We start from the raw sequence: 14,621 nt of genomic DNA, 5'->3' as shown, positions 1-14,621 counted from the left end.
CCTTGGACGGGTCCAAACCCGCATCTCGTACCGAGTGATATGAGCCACCGCAGTCGCAAAGCCGCTTGCGCCGGCTACTGGCGCGCTGTGCTAGAACGACACACACACCTGGCTGCGAACCCGGAGCACTGCTTCCTGCTGAAAGCGGGTCTTGTACTCGTTGACGATTGCTCGCGCCTCGGCTTCGCTGCGCTCGTCCGCGGGGTACACCAGACTGAGGACGTATGAGGCCTCGCGCACCACGCCGCCATTGGCGCCGCGCCATTGTCCTGAAGCAGGCCAGGCAGTGAAACCTTGTGCAAAGCGCGGAGCCACCGAGCCTTGCAGGAAGGCGTCCCATTCGGATGCCGACACCACCCCATCAGGCTTCGCCATGCCAAAGTACATCAGCTCGCTAACCGCGCGCTCCTCGCCGGCCGCGCACATGGGGCCGGATACGACTGCGCAGCCGGACAAGGCGAACGTCAGCGCCAACGGCAGCGCAACAGCGACGGCATCTCGGAAGCCGCGCGGAGGCAGGAGCCGATCCTGCATCGTTGCGGGGGATTTCGCGACCACGCTCAAAATGCCCGTCAAACGCAGCACCGGAATCCGACGAACATGTCGCTGCGGTGCGGCAGGTAGAAATTCCGGTAGCGGGGATGCCGCATGCGGGCATGCGTGGCGAACGAGCCGCCGCGAACCGCGCGATGCGTGCCGAACCAGGGCGCGGAGTACTCCTGGTAGGGGTCTGCCGAGAAGCCCGCATAAGGCAGAAAAGCACCGGCCGTCCATTCCCACACCGCCCCACCCCACTGGATCAGGCCGCGGCTCGCCGCATACTCCCATTCGGCTTCCGTGGGCAGACGCTTGCCGGCCCACCGGCAATAGGCCTGCGCTTCATAGGCGTTGACATGGCAGACCGGCAGGTCGAGGGGAAGCGGCCCCCACTGCCCGAACCAGCGCAATTCCCATTGCCCCGGCACGTCGCGCGCCGCCTGGCGCCACCGGGCCGGATGCGCCAGCCCGCTCTGCTGCAGCCAGGCCATCCCTTCATCCGACCACCAGCGCCGATCGCGATAGCCGCCCGCGGCAATGAACTCGGCGAATGCCGCGTTGCTGACGCATTGGCGGTCGATACGAGCCGGGGCGATGCGGACTGCGTGGGCCCACTTCTCATTGTCAAACACGAATCCGCCGTCTCCCGATGCTCCCATCAGAAATGAATCGTCGGCGATCGCCACATCGCCGCCGCCGGGCGCGAGCGAAGGCATCGCAAGCGGAGCATGCAGCGGATAGTCAAGCGTCTGGCGCATGTAGGTCAGCGCCTCGGCGTGCATGTCTTCGTGAAACAAGGCGAGACGGAAAAAATAGAGCGCCTCGTCGGTGTCGTCAGTTCCGGCAAGCCGGTTGCGCACGCCTTCCTGCACCGCACCCACGTAGGCGCGTATCTCTGCGAGCTGAGGCAGGTCCAGATGCCAGCGGTCCTGGTGGGCAACGCGCATGGAATCGAACCAGCGATCCGCGTCGGCCAGCAAGGACGGGAGACTGGCGGCGAAGCGCCCCTCCTGGTCGGCGCGCGGATCGCGCAGTATCCAGTGCTCCGTAAACCAGGCGATATGGGCATACTCCCACAATGGCGGGTTGATGCCCGGATCGTAGCGAACCCGCCATTGGGACGGCGACAAATCCTGCAGGATGGCCCACGTGCGTCGATGCGCTTCGACGAACGCCTCATCCAGCCCGAACTTGTTTATCCTTCTCGCAGCAAGCCCTTCAGCGCTCATCGCCATGCACCCTCCAAAGGCCACAGTGGCAATTATCAGTCCGGCACTCCGGAAAGCCAATAACGGCAACTGGCAAACCGCCAGCCGCTGGTCCCGCTTCTTGCGCGCCGACTACGAAGTCCTGCTGAAAGCGGAGTGGCCGTCGGACGGCGAGCGCGGCGCCCTGCCCGACTGCATGATCGCCTTGCACGCCCGGCGGTCGGCAGACAGTATCGCAAGGTTTGCCGCAGCCTGCCCGGATCGTCCGCTAGTAGCCGTGCTGACCGGGACCGACCTCTATCGCGACATCCACTGCAACGAATCCGCCCGGCGCTCCCTCGAGCTCGCCACCCACCTGGTGGTGCTGCAGGACGAAGGGCCAGCCGAACTGTCTCCCCGGCACCGCGCCAAGTGCCGTGTGATTTACCAGTCGGCTCCGGCATGTGCGCCGGGTACACCCGGTGGTGGCACCTTCGATATCGTACTGGTGGGCCACATGCGGGCGGAAAAGGACCCTCTGACCCCCATGCGGGCGCTGGAACTGCTCCCCGACGATTCGAGCGTGCGGCTCATCCACATAGGCGGCGCCCTTGACGATGCGTACCTGCAAGCGGCGCAGGCACTGCAAGCGCGTGCCTGGCCGGCGGTGCAGCGCTACGTCTGGCTGGCCAGCCTGCCGCACGCGGAGACGCGCCGGCGCATCCGGCAAGCGCAGGCGATGGTGATCTCGAGCGTGATGGAAGGCGGCGCCAACGTCATCGTCGAGGCCGTGAGCAGCGGTGTGCCGGTGCTGGCCAGCCGCATCCCGGGCAATATCGGCATGCTGGGCTCCGACTATGAGGGTTATTTCCCCGCGGGCGACGCCCGGCAACTGGCGCTGCTGGTCGAGCGGGTCAGCCGGGATGGCGCTCTTCTGGCCCGCCTGCGGGAGCAAGTTGCGCGCCGGGCGCCGCTGTTCGCACCGGCGCGGGAACGGGCGGAAGTGATTAAACTTGTCGCCGACGCCCTGAAACAAGCACAAGCCGCATCCCCGCCGTGAACCGGAAAACGAATGGCGGAAGATGCGGACTCCCGGTGTGCTGTCGGAGATCCTCAAGAATTCGAGGCAATTCGAAGTACTTCCGGGCCCGCGCCGCTGGTAGGCATTGAGACCAGCGACGGCCGCCCGTCCCCACCATTGCCGTGCCAACCCTGAATCCTTCCCCACTATGCTCCCTATTCTCTTGCGCACCCTGAAGCGCCTTTCCATCCTTGGCCTGCTGGGCGTGGCCGGTTTTGCCAGCGCCCAGCCGGTGCTCAAGGTGTCGGCCATCCCCGATGAGGCACCGACCGAATTGCAGCGCAAGTTCGCGCCGCTGGGCAAATACCTGGAAAAGGAAACTGGCATGAAGGTGGAGTTCGTGCCGGTCACGGACTACGCTGCCGTGGTGGAGTCGCTGGCAACGGGCAAGATCGACATGGCCTGGCTGGGCGGTTTCACCTACGTGCAGAGCAAGATCCGCACGAATGGGGCGACCATCCCTATCGTCCAGCGGCAGGAAGATGCCGCCTTCACCAGTAAATTCATCACCGCCGACAAGACGATCAAATCCCTGGCGGACCTGAAGGGCCGCACCTTCGCCTTCGGTTCGCCGTCTTCGACTTCCGGCCACCTGATGCCGCGGCATTTCCTGCTGCAGGCCGGCATCGATCCGGACAAGGACTTCAAGACCATAGCCTATTCAGGCGCTCACGATGCGACGGTCGCCTTCGTCCAGGCCGGCCGGGCCGACGCCGGCGTCCTCAACGCCTCGGTCTGGGACAAGCTGGTGGAGCAGAAAAAGGTTGATACCGACAAGGTCAGGGTGTTCGCCGTCACGCCGCCCTATTACGACTACAACTGGACCGTACGCGGCGGTCTCGATCCGGCCCTGCGCAAGAAGCTGACCGAGGCCTTCCTCCGGCTTGACCCGAGCAACCCCGAACAGCGGGAGATCATGGCATTGCAGCGGACGTCCAAATTCATCACCACCCGGCCGGAGAACTACGCGGGCATCGAGGCTGCGGCACGTGGCGCGGGCCTGATCAAGTGAGCTTCCGCATCGAGACCGCCAGCATCCGCTATCCCAACGGACAGTGTGCGCTCAGCCAACTGACGCTCGCTGGGGGCCGCGGCGAACGCATCGCCATCATCGGCCCATCGGGAGCCGGCAAGACCACCTTGCTGCGTTTGCTGGCAACAGCGCTGCGGCCAAGCGAGGGCCGCGTCGAGTTGCTGGAGCAAAGCCCCTGGGCGCTCTCCGCCGGACGCCTGCGGCGCTTGCGCTGCACTATCGGCATGGTGCACCAGGCGCCGCCAATGCCACCACGGCAGCGCGTCGTCACCGCTATCCTGGCCGGCCGCCTGGGCGTCTGGCCAGCATGGAAGTCGATGCTGTCCCTGGCCTACCCGGCTGACCTCGCCGGCGCCACCGAACAGCTCGCCCGCCTCGATCTGGCCGACCGCCTGTTCGACCGTTGCGATCAACTGTCCGGGGGCCAGCTCCAGCGGGTAGGCGTCGCTCGCGTGCTATACCAGCGCCCCGAGTTGATCCTGGCGGACGAGCCCGTCTCGGCGATGGACCCTGTGCTGGCCAACCTCACACTGGGCGAGCTGTGCAAGGAAGCGGCGACGCGGACAGCGACCCTGGTCGCCAGCCTGCACGCGGTAGATCTGGCCTTGCGCTGGTTTCCCCGTATCGTGGGGCTCAGGTCTGGCGCGATCGCCTTCGACCTGCCGGCCGAACGCGTCACCGATGTCCTGCTGCGAGAGCTTTATGCCTCCGAAAGCGAGTCGCCGCCGGTGCACGGCCGCGAGCCGCTGCGCATGGCTGCCTTATCGGCTGGCGGCGACCGGCCCAAATCGGCGTGCCGATGACCGCCCACCCGCGCGATCCGCAGGCGCTGCGCCGGGCGAGCGGCCTGGTCGTTGCGCTGCTTCTGCTGTGGCCCTTGCTAAGGCTTTCCCAGTTCAGTCCGTCGGCGCTGTTCGAAGCCGGAAACCTGAAGGTGATGGGGCGCTTTTTGCGCAGCTTTCTTCCCCCTGAGGTTTCGGCCGAGTTTCTCGGCTACGTGGTCAAGGCCACGCTGGAGACACTGGCGATCGCCACGGCGGGAATTGCCCTCGCCTTCGTCGTTGCCACGCCGCTTGCCGTAGCGATGACGAACAGCCTGTCGATCTCCCGCATCGGACCTGGCCCCGCCCGCAAGCCGCGCATGGCTTTGCGCGTCGGCGTGCGCGCCCTTGTGCTCCTTCTGCGCGGGGTGCCCGAGCTGGTCTGGGCCCTGCTCTTCGTGCGCGCCCTGGGACTGGGGCCTGCGGCTGGCGTGTTGGCACTTGCCATCACCTATGGCGGCATGCTGACGAAGGTCTATGCGGAAATCCTCGAGTCCAGCGACCGGCGCGCGGTGGACGCGCTGCTCGCCGGCGGTAGCGGGCGCCTGGTGGCGCTGCTCTATGGGCTGCTGCCGAATGCGGCGCAGGAGCTGGTTTCCTACACGGTCTATCGCTGGGAGTGCGCGATCCGGGCCTCGGTGGTGATGGGCTTCGTCGGCGCCGGTGGCCTCGGCCAATTGATGGACCAGGCGATGAAACTGCTCAATGGCGGTGAAGCCGCGACGATCCTGCTTGTCTTCCTGCTGCTGGTCCTGCTGGCGGACGCGATCAGCGCCCGGCTGCGCAAACTGCTGGCGTAAATCATGGCAAACAAGACCAAGGCCGCCCAGCTCTGCATGAGCTGCCTGCTCACCCTGATCGCCGTGGCAGCGGTGGTGTCGGCCAGTTTCGCCTATCTCTCGCTCAATCTTGGCCGGCTCTTCTCCATGGACGCGGCCGGCGAGATGCTGCGCTTCCTGCAGTCCTTCTTTCCCCCCGACCTGTCGGCCGGCTTTCTTGCCAGGACAGCCAGGGGCATGCTCGAAACGCTCGCAATGTCTGCCGTTGGCACCTTGTGCGCGGCGGTGCTTGGCCTGATCCTGGCGTTACCTGCCTCCGGCCGTCATGGCGCTGCGCTGAAGGCGCTGTCGCGGCTGGTGCTGAACCTGTTGCGCTCGGTGCCCGAGCTGGTGTGGGCGGTCCTCACCGTGCTGGCCGTGGGCCTCGGACCATTTGCCGGCACCCTTGCCCTGGCCTTGCACACCGCCGGCGTGCTTGGCCGCCTGTTCGCCGAAGCACTGGAGAATGCGCCGGCCGCGCCGGCACAGTCGCTGCTGGCAACCGGGGCGTCCCCCGCCCTGGCCTTCCTGTATGGCACGCTCCCCTGCGTCCAACCGCAGTTCCTGGCTTACACCCTGTATCGATGGGAGACAAATATCCGCATGGCGGCGATCCTCGGCTTCGTCGGCGCTGGCGGGCTTGGGCAGATGCTGTACTTCGAACTCTCCCTCTTTCATCTGGCGCAGGCCTGCACCGTCATCATCGCCATGCTCGTCCTTGCGGCACTGGTCGACGCGGCGAGCGCATTCATGCGCCGCGATTGGGTCATGGTTCACGCTTGACCCCCGTGGCTAGGAAAAGGCGTGGCATACCGAAGGGAGACAAGGCCTTTCTTTCCCAAGCGGTTACGCTGCGCCCGCCCCGCGCCCCACGTGTGCCAGCGCCAGTGTCAGCCGTGCCCCCACCTCGGCGTTGTGTCTGACGAGCTTCTACGCCTTGAGCCACTTATCGCCTGCCGAGGTCCGGGATGAAAGTCATCATTCGCGTTGAGACCATCACCGATTGGGGCGAATGCAACACCCAGGAGAGGCGATGCCCGCTGAAGTGGTTGAGTTCCTCGACCGGTTAGGACGGATGGCTGAAGCCGAACCCCAAGGTTCTTAACACTCCCGAAGCTCAGGCGCGCGTTCATATCGACCCATGCGCCACCGCGGCCAGCACTTGCCTTGCGCTGTGTGCTCGCCCCGCCGGGGCGCGGGGCCAGGCATGCGCACCTGCCCGTCGAGGCGCGGAGCAGGCGTTACCTCCAACTCGCCATCGCGCTCGAAATAGATGCCACATGCGGCGTTGTGGGGATGTACTGCGGCCTGCTGCGACGGCCCCTCCGCGAGGACATGCCACGCGAGAGCGGCGACTGCCTCAGCAGTATCTTCATTGCCGACGCCGACGAAGCGGGTGCCAAACCGGTCGCCCGCGCGTCCGTTCGCCACCGAGGGATCCGTCAGCGCTACAGAGTTCGTCGTGCCGTGAAGAGACTTTCCCGTCAGAATGCGGTCGGCGACAGATCCAAGCCGCCGCTCGAATCGATCGAAATGCGATAACGGATCGTCGAGGCTGGATTGAGCTTTACCTCCCTCTCCTTCAACCCACCGAGACACATTGCCGAAGTCTGAGCGCCAACAATGATCGTCCCCGGCTTGGCGTAGAACCGAGCTACTTCACCCGATCTGAGTCGCCCCACTTCCTTCCCTTCAACTGATAGGACTGTATCGCAAGCGCTGCCGTAAAACCCTTGATCTCGGGTCACGACTAAGGATCCTAGCAAAAATAACTTGAACAATTACGTCTTGCGACGAGATGTTCGAGGTTTGATGCGGTAGTTCCACTCGCCATGAAATTCGTCGCGCTCAATGGCCACGGCAGCGAGTTCGGCGTCGCTGACCTTGATACCTGCGTCGTACATGTTCTCGTCCAGTTCCGCACGCACTTTCAGCCCTTCAGCGGTACTCACGCTGCCGATGAGGTTCACTACCACCTGACGCGTCAACAGCGGTCGGCCGCGCCAGTTGTTCGTGATATGGCAGAACAGGCGATGCTCGATCTTGTTCCACTTGCTCGTACCCGGCGGAAAGTGGCACACCTGCACAGCGAAACCGAGTTCGTCGGCCAGTCGCTGCAACTGCACCCGCCACAGCCGCACACGATACCCGTTGCTGCCACCGCAGTCGGCGGTGACCAGCAGTCGCCTGGCTTTCGGATACAACGGACGGCCCATCTCCAGCCACCAGCGACGGATGCTTTGAACCGCGAACTCGGCGGTGTCGTGGTTGATGCCCACGCTGACCCAGCCCTCGTTGGCCGTCACATCATAGACGCCATACGGGGCAACCTTGCCCAGTTCATCGTCGATGAAATCGTGCACACGCGCCTGCTCGGGTTGGCCCTTGGGCTGCCATTCGCGGCCAGCGTTCTTGAAATCGCCGATCAGCTCCTTCTTTTTCGTGTCCACCGAGATGACCGGCTGACGCTGGCGCTGATACTGCGCCACCTTGTCGGCGATGTAGTGGAACTGCGCGTCGCGGTCGGGGTGCTGCGCGCCTTCGCGTGTCTTGCGCACCGATTGCAAGCTGTAGCCCGTCTGCGTCAGCAGATCGCAGATCGTGCGCTGACTCACGCGATGCCCCAGCCGGTTGAGCTCTTCGGCCAGACGGGTGGTGCTCTTGCACGTCCATCGTAGTGCTGACATCGGGTCACCCCGGCTGGTCGGCTCCACCAGTGCATCCAGGTGCTCCAACAACCTCGCATCGAGCTCAGTTAGCCTCTTGCGCCCGCCTCCCGGGGCACGAATGCGCTTGGCCGTCATGTCCCGCGTCGCTCCACCGGCCGCTTCGAGTTCGGCCAGTCCCGCATAGATCGTGGTGCGCGAGATGCCTATCGCTTTGGCCACCAGACTCACGCCCCCACGCCCCAGGCTGCGCGCTTCGGCGGCGGCCCATAGGCGCAACGTCGCCTCATCAAGGCGCGCCTGCAGGGCCCGAAACTTCGCTTCGACTGCCTCGCTGATATCCATGTGCGCATCGTATAGACGCGAGGACAACTGTTCAAGTTATTTTTGCTAGGGTCCTAACGTCGCAAACTCGCCGGGTGGCGGGCTTTGCAAACCGCTAAGTCTCTCTGAGGGTACCGGCGTCGCCTCACCCGCCGGTATGGGCGTGGTCGAGCATGCGGACGCCAGCATTGTCACCACGCAGACAGAAAGAATTTTTCTTGGGATTAACACGTAGCTCTCCAGAATGCTCTAACGCATTGAGTGTAGGAACAAAGCGATGGTTGCGGGTGGGTTTCCCGTATTTCCATGAAAATCCGGTTGCCCCACCGTCGTATCTGCGCCACGAATGGTAGGCCTCTCTCCGCGGCGCGTCGTCGCCCGGATGTTAGGTCCGGTGCTGTGTGCCAGTCCCGACAAGCTAGCCGCGCACGGCACGCCGCACGATCCGTGCTGGCCGTCTGGTCGCAGTTGCTGGCGCCGTGGCGGTGGCCAGATTTGCCGGTGGCGCTGTATTCGTCCCCCCGGCAACTGGCGTCTCGAGTGTGCGTGGTCGTGGATTGGGCGGCGGGCTTTTCGGGGAGCGGTTCAAGCCATTAGCGGGGCGCGACATGAGGCCGGCAGCCGTGTTCAACTGGCGCCGACTTCGTTCGTGAGGGGCTTGCCGCTTTCGAACTCCGTCACGCTGCGCAAGGTTGTTTCGCAAATGGTCGTCACGGCCTCGCGCGTGAGGAAGGCTTGGTGCCCGGTCACGATCACGTTAGGAAACGTGATTAGCTGCTGCAGCACGGAGTCGTCGACGATGGTGCCGGACAGGTCGCGGAAGAACAGGTCCGCCTCCTGCTCGTACACGTCGATCGCCAGCCCGCCGAGTTGCCCGCTCCTGAGCGCTTCGATGACTGCTTCCGTGTCGATCAGCCCGCCGCGGCTAGTGTTGATGAGCAAGGCCCCCGGCTTGGCGCGCGACAGCGTTTCGGCGTTGATGATGTGATGGGTCTCGGGCGTGAGCGGGCAGTGCAGCGAGATGCAGTCCGCGCTTGCGCCGATTTCTCCCTCGTACGCGTAGCGTCCACCAAGGGCCTCGAATTCCGGGGACGGGTACTTGTCGTAGCCGATTACGTTGCAACCGAACCCGACCATGATTTTCGCAAACACGCGCCCGATCTTGCCGGTGCCGATCACGGCCACGGTCTTGCCGCACAGGTCGAAGCCCATCAGGCCTTCGAGCGAGAAATTGAAGTCCCGCGTGCGGTTGTAGGCCCGGTGGATCTTGCGGTTGACCGCCATCAGCAGGGCCGCCGCGTGCTCGGCGACCGAGTTGGGCGAGTAGTCGACAACGCGCACTACCTTGATCCCGAGCGTCTGCGCGGCTTTCAGGTCGACGTTGTTGAACCCCGTGCAGCGCAGCGCGACCAGCTTGGTGCCGCCGCGTCCGAGCGCTTCCAGCACGGTCGCATCGGCCCGGTCATTGACGAAGATGCACACTGCGCCGTGGCCCGCGGCGAGGCCCACCGTTTCACTGTCCAAGGGAACTTCGAAGTACTTGAGCTGATGGCCTTCCGCCGCATTCGCGGCATCGAGATGTTGACGATCATAGGACTTTGCGCTGAAGACGGCGATTTCCATGATGTGTCTCCGCGGCGAATCGCATGGCGCGCTTCGCCCAGGTTGCGCTGCACTATCCGCCAGCCAGTGCGGCGGCGACCTGTACGAACAGGATTTTCACGATGGTCATCGACGGGAAGATCATCGAGTAGCCGAGGTCGGGCCGGTCGGTGGGCGCGACGCGGTTGGCAAAGGCAAGGATGGCGGGATTGCCTGTCGCGCCGCAGATCACGCCCACCGCCAGGTCGAACGGCAGCCTGAAGACCCAGAGGCAGAAAATCGCAGTAATCAGCAGCAGGGCAAGCAGAATCACCACGCCATGGATCAGGAAGGACACCCCGGTCACGCCGATGGTGGCGAAGAACTTCGGCCCGGATGCAATGCCCACCTGTGCGAGGAAGATGGTCAGCCCGAAGTTGCGCAGAACCAGGTTGGCCGACAGCGGCATGGTCCAGACAAACGGTCCGAGACGGCGCACCCGGCCGAGCGCGAGGGCGACCAGCAGCAGCGCCGCTAGCCCCAGCGCCAGCGTGCCGACGCCGGGAATCGGCACCGGGATCAGCCCCACCAGCAGCCCGAGGGCCGCACCGATGCCGATCGAGATAAAGCTCAGCTCGGCGGTGCCCTTGATGGAGTCGCCGAACAGCGCGCGAATCGGCTTCATGTGGGCGCGATTGACCAGCAGGCCGACACGGTCACCGAACTCGAGGGTGAGGTCATCGCGGGGCATCAGGTCCGCATCGCCGCGCCGCACATGGGCGATCGAGCAGACCATGCCTTCGGGAAAACGGATATCGCGCAGCGTGTGCCCGACCACGAGCCGGCTTGAGGCGAACACGCGCATATAGTCCAGGTCTTCGCGATGGCTTGTCATGCGGCCCGGCTGCAGTTCCCCGCACAGCGAGGTGGCTTCACGCAGCACGGCCGGGTCGGTGGCGGTCGCGAGCAGCACGTCGTTGGCCTGCAGGACCAGGTCGTCGGCGGACGGGTGGTTGTGGTGGGCGCGACGCACGGCGGCAATCGCCACCCCGTCCGGTAGGCGCGCTACCACCTCCGACAGCCGCGCGCCGATAAACACCGGGTTTGTCAGCGCAATCTCGGCGGTCTCGATCAGCTTTGGTGGCGGCCGCACGATCTTCGGCTTGAGCAGCGCGGTGAGGGCATACAGAAACAGGATCGGCCCTGCCACGCCGACCGGGTACGCGACGCTGTACCCCACCGCGGCGCCGTCGCTCTTCATCGCCGCCATCGCGGCCTGCAGGCTTGCCGTGCTGGTGCCCGCGCCGGCGAACATGCCCAGCGACTCGTCGAGCTTCACGCCGACCAGCGGCACCAACGCAACCGCGACCAGTCCGGAGCCAACCACGCCAAGGACCGCAGCGGCGTTGGCCTTGATGCCATCGGGGCTGGTCAGACCCTTAAAAAACTGCTCCCCGTACTGGATCCCAATGCCATAGAGAAAGAGCAGCAGCCCTAGGGTGCCAAGGATGGCAGGCGGCGCGGACTTCGGCGCGAACCCGCCGATCGCCAGCCCCACGAACAGCACCGCGCCCGAACCGAGCGACACGCCCTTGATATTGATCTCGCCGAAGACATAGCCCAGTGCAACCGTGAGGAACAGCGTGAGCAGCGGCTGGGTTTCGAGCAATGTCCGGACTGCATCCATGGCAGCTCCTTTCTGATGGACAGGAGCAAGGGGGCAGCGATAAGCAACTGCGCAGGGTCACGCGCGCACTGCGCGGACGGGGTTGACAGCCCTTGTTCTGGGCTCGAGTGTGGCTTGTGTGAATCCGATCATCGTGACAGGCACCGGCCGGCACGGCGGCAACCACCGGAATGCCCCTCGAAAATATACGATGCGCCGCACGAATTCAAGAATTGAAGCGGCGCGGCAGCGGGGCTACCAAACTTCCCAACTCTGCCAAACCTGCAATCGGCCCTCCGTCAGCCTGCGGCGGGACGCGGGCGGTTGGTACCGCTAAACACCAGTCTTCTGCCAAGCCCTATCTCCACCTTACGGCAGCGCCGGCCTCACTTCCGGTTCGGCACGCCCATCGGCGACTTCCAGGCGATCCGCTTCAAGCTGGCGGACATGGCCACGCAGATCGAGGCGTCGCGCGCCCTGCTCTACGCCGTGTGCGAGAAGATCGACGAAGGCGCGCGCACCGACACCGAAGCCTCGATGGTGAAGCTCTTCGCCAGCGAGATGTCCGAGCGCGTCACCGGCGAAGGCCAGTTTGTCGACGTGGCCATGTCCGACGCGGTGCTGGCCATGTGCGAGCGCATCGTCTACCAGACCTCCTACACCGGCACGGTTCCCGCGCCAGAGGGCAACCGCCACCCGCTGCTTTGCCCGTTCGGCGTGTTCCGCGCGCGCGATGGCTACGTCTCCATCGCCGGTGGAGCAGCCGGGCTCGGCCGTGCCGGTCAAGATCGCCGGGGTGCCGATCAAGCTCAGCAGCACGCCCGGCAGCATCCGCCAGCGCGCCCCGATGCTGGGCGAGCACACCGAAGAGATCCTGCTGGCGCGCGGCTATGAGAAGAGCGAAATTGACGCAATGCATGGTGCGGGCGCCATTCGCTAGCGCCAACCAGGGCCCGCATTCGAGAAAAATTTGATTTACTTGTGTAGTAGCTCTGCGTAACGGCCGGCTTGCTCGCCGTTCCTTGCCCATATCCTTCGCGGAGATTGCGACATGGCCATCCAGCTCAACCACACCATCGTCTTTTCTCATGACAAGAAGGTCTCCGCCGACTTCCTCTGCGAGATCCTCGGACGTCCCCCGGCCGAGCCGTTCGGGCCGTTTCTCGGCGTCCGGCTGGACAATGACGTGACCCTGGACTTCATGGACGCGGAAGGCGATGTTGCCCTGCAGCACTATGCCTTCCTGGTCAGCGACGCCGAATTCGATCAGGGCTTTGCCCGCATCCGCGCGCGCAACCTGACGTACTGGGCGGACCCGTACCGCCGCCGCCCCGGCGAGGTCAACACGGACGACGGCGGCCGCCGGATCTACTTCGAGGATCCGAGCAAGCACTTTCTGGAGATCTTCACTAAGGGCTAGGATGCAAGCACCCGCTGCCGTGAGCCTTTGACGAGACACTGGCGCCCTGCCACGCCCGCTCGAGGTTTTGCAGCGTTGACTGCGCTTGGTTGATGCGGTTGCACCCCATAGAATGAAGTTGCGCCTCGGAAAGCGGCTCTGGTTTCTGCCGCATCAAAGGAGGATGTCATGGAACTTCATATGCAATCGCATCGCTACACGCAGCGGTGGCCGGACTGGCGTGCGGCGGCGCTGGCGGGCCTCGTCGCCGGGGTGGTATTCCTGGTGCTCGACTTGCTCGCGGCCATGTTGATGGGGGCCAGCGTCTGGAAGCCGCTGACCATGATCGCGGCCATCATGCTGGGCCCGGATGTGCTGGCGCAAGCTGCCACCTTCCAGATGAGCGTGCTGGTAGCGGCCGTGGTGGTCCACTTCGTACTCTCTGTCGTGTTTGCGGTAATCCTGGCAACGATCATGGCGCCGTTCCGTTTTGATTCGAGCGTCGGCATGGCCTCGGTGGTGGGCGCGCTGTTCGGCCCGGTCCTGTACCTGGTCAATTTCCACGGCATGACTGCAGCCTTCCCATGGTTTGCTGAAGCGCGAGGCTGGGTGACCGCCATTGCCCACATCGTGTTCGGCCTGGTCGCGGCTGACTCGTACCTGAAACTGGAGAGGAACGCGGATGCGTCCGCCGGCGGAACTGGCGGTACCTAGGAGAGGAAGCGCAAAACGAGCAGCGGCAAGGCGCGTGATCCATGCAGACCGTCGCCTATCCCTATCAGCCAGCGCCTGAACGGGGCACCTTGGCGTGCTTCCTGCTGGCCTTGTTCATGCACGTGCTGCTGGGTGTCCTGCTCTATTACGGCGTGCGCTGGCGCAGCGCGGCGCCGGAGGGTGTCGCGGCCGAACTGTGGGACGCGATCCCGGAAGCCGCAACGCCAGCGCCTGCAATCACGCCGGTGCCAAGCCCGAAGCCGGTCGAAGAGGAAGAGGCCGACATCTCGCTGCAGGAAAGGCAGCGCAAGGCCCAGCAGGCCGCGCGCGACGAAGCACAAGCGCGGCAGCGCGAGAGCCAGGCCCGTGCCGAAGCCGCCCGCAAGGAGGCGCAGCGCAAGGCGATGGAAGCGCAGCGCCAGTCCGACAATGCCCAGCGCCAGGGCGAACTGGCGCGGTTGCGGGCGCAGGCGGGCAATACGGGCACGCGGGCCGGCTCCGGCTCCGGCACGAAGCCTTCGTCCGGTTATGCCGAGCGGGTCCGGCAGCGGGTCAAGCCGAACATCATCTTCAATGAAGACGTCAGCGGCAATCCGGCGGCGGTGGTGGCCGTGGCCATGGCGCCGGATGGCTCAGTGCTGTCGGCGCGGCTCGCCAGGTCAAGCGGCAATGCGGCCTGGGACAACGCCGTGCTGCGCGCGGTGCAGCGGTCCGACCCGCTGCCGCGCGACGAGAACGGCGTCGCGCCCTCCAATATCCTCATCACCTTCTGGCCCAAGGACGAGGGCGGCTAG

15 protein-coding genes and 1 pseudogene are annotated in these 14,621 nt (G+C 65.0%); 10 read left to right on the top strand and 6 right to left on the bottom strand.

All coding sequences use genetic code 11. The features are described 5' to 3' along the window. Positions 1–90 precede the first annotated feature (90 nt). On the bottom strand, positions 91–576 hold the full coding sequence (locus RS901_RS14710; protein WP_316149530.1) for a DUF3574 domain-containing protein: 486 nt from the start codon (positions 574–576) through the stop codon (positions 91–93). Continuing rightward, positions 573–1,772 (bottom strand): selenoneine synthase SenA, encoded by a 1,200-nt coding sequence (gene senA / locus RS901_RS14705; RefSeq protein ID WP_316149528.1) that lies wholly within the window; start codon positions 1,770–1,772, stop codon positions 573–575. The genes RS901_RS14710 and senA overlap by 4 nt, the downstream gene beginning before the upstream one ends. On the opposite strand from senA, the gene senB reads away from it, so the two are divergent. From senB to phnE, 5 genes are all read left to right on the top strand, one after another. Next, positions 1,771–2,784, top strand: a complete 1,014-nt coding sequence (senB, locus tag RS901_RS14700) for a selenoneine biosynthesis selenosugar synthase SenB (RefSeq protein WP_316153515.1) — start codon at positions 1,771–1,773, stop codon at positions 2,782–2,784. The two genes, senA and senB, sit on opposite strands and share 2 nt — an antisense overlap. Before the next feature lie 169 nt (positions 2,785–2,953). Further along, entirely contained in the window at positions 2,954–3,817 is an 864-nt protein-coding gene (locus tag RS901_RS14695) for a putative selenate ABC transporter substrate-binding protein (protein WP_316149526.1), read from the top strand. Then, positions 3,814–4,641 (top strand): phosphonate ABC transporter ATP-binding protein, encoded by an 828-nt coding sequence (locus RS901_RS14690; RefSeq protein WP_316149524.1) that lies wholly within the window; start codon positions 3,814–3,816, stop codon positions 4,639–4,641. The genes RS901_RS14695 and RS901_RS14690 overlap by 4 nt, the downstream gene beginning before the upstream one ends. Further along, a complete protein-coding gene (locus RS901_RS14685; protein WP_316149522.1) occupies positions 4,638–5,459 on the top strand; it encodes a PhnE/PtxC family ABC transporter permease in 822 nt (273 codons plus the stop codon). Before RS901_RS14690 ends, RS901_RS14685 begins: the two co-directional genes overlap by 4 nt. Positions 5,460–5,462: 3 nt before the next feature. After that, a complete protein-coding gene (phnE, locus tag RS901_RS14680) occupies positions 5,463–6,260 on the top strand; it encodes a phosphonate ABC transporter, permease protein PhnE (protein WP_114132384.1) in 798 nt (265 codons plus the stop codon). A 701-nt stretch (positions 6,261–6,961) separates the two neighbouring features. Here phnE and RS901_RS14675 read toward each other — a convergent pair. The 4 genes from RS901_RS14675 to RS901_RS14660 form a co-directional block, all read right to left on the bottom strand. Continuing rightward, a complete protein-coding gene (locus tag RS901_RS14675) occupies positions 6,962–7,225 on the bottom strand; it encodes a hypothetical protein (protein WP_316149519.1) in 264 nt (87 codons plus the stop codon). A 33-nt stretch (positions 7,226–7,258) separates the two neighbouring features. Beyond that, positions 7,259–8,488 (bottom strand): ISAzo13 family transposase, encoded by a 1,230-nt coding sequence (locus RS901_RS14670; RefSeq protein ID WP_316149395.1) that lies wholly within the window; start codon positions 8,486–8,488, stop codon positions 7,259–7,261. Between the two features lie 606 nt (positions 8,489–9,094). Then, positions 9,095–10,090 carry a 2-hydroxyacid dehydrogenase gene (locus tag RS901_RS14665; protein WP_316149517.1) on the bottom strand — a complete coding sequence of 332 codons (996 nt, stop codon included), beginning with the start codon at positions 10,088–10,090 and terminating at the stop codon, positions 9,095–9,097. Positions 10,091–10,142: 52 nt separating this feature from the next. Then, positions 10,143–11,735: an aspartate:alanine exchanger family transporter gene (locus RS901_RS14660; RefSeq protein ID WP_316149514.1), complete on the bottom strand. Its 1,593-nt coding sequence runs from the start codon at positions 11,733–11,735 to the stop codon at positions 10,143–10,145. Positions 11,736–12,110: 375 nt separating this feature from the next. Between RS901_RS14660 and RS901_RS38840 the strand changes: the two are divergent. From RS901_RS38840 to tolA, 5 genes and pseudogenes are all read left to right on the top strand, one after another. Next, positions 12,111–12,302, top strand: a pseudogene (locus RS901_RS38840) (acyl-CoA dehydrogenase family protein); the annotation flags it as partial. Next, a complete protein-coding gene (locus RS901_RS38835) occupies positions 12,276–12,608 on the top strand; it encodes a CoA transferase (RefSeq protein ID WP_410054175.1) in 333 nt (110 codons plus the stop codon). The pseudogene RS901_RS38840 and the gene RS901_RS38835, both read left to right, overlap by 27 nt. A 157-nt stretch (positions 12,609–12,765) precedes the next feature. Continuing rightward, complete coding sequence (locus tag RS901_RS14650) at positions 12,766–13,134, top strand: VOC family protein (protein ID WP_316149513.1); 369 nt, start codon at positions 12,766–12,768, stop codon at positions 13,132–13,134. Positions 13,135–13,302: 168 nt separating this feature from the next. Further along, complete coding sequence (locus RS901_RS14645; protein ID WP_316149511.1) at positions 13,303–13,827, top strand: hypothetical protein; 525 nt, start codon at positions 13,303–13,305, stop codon at positions 13,825–13,827. A 41-nt stretch (positions 13,828–13,868) separates the two neighbouring features. Next, positions 13,869–14,621: a cell envelope integrity protein TolA gene (gene tolA, locus RS901_RS14640; RefSeq protein WP_316149510.1), complete on the top strand. Its 753-nt coding sequence runs from the start codon at positions 13,869–13,871 to the stop codon at positions 14,619–14,621.

Source organism: Cupriavidus sp. BIC8F (assembly GCF_032465815.1).
Taxonomy (GTDB): Bacteria; Pseudomonadota; Gammaproteobacteria; order Burkholderiales; family Burkholderiaceae; genus Cupriavidus; species Cupriavidus necator.
This window is presented reverse-complemented; position numbering and strand designations above follow the sequence as displayed.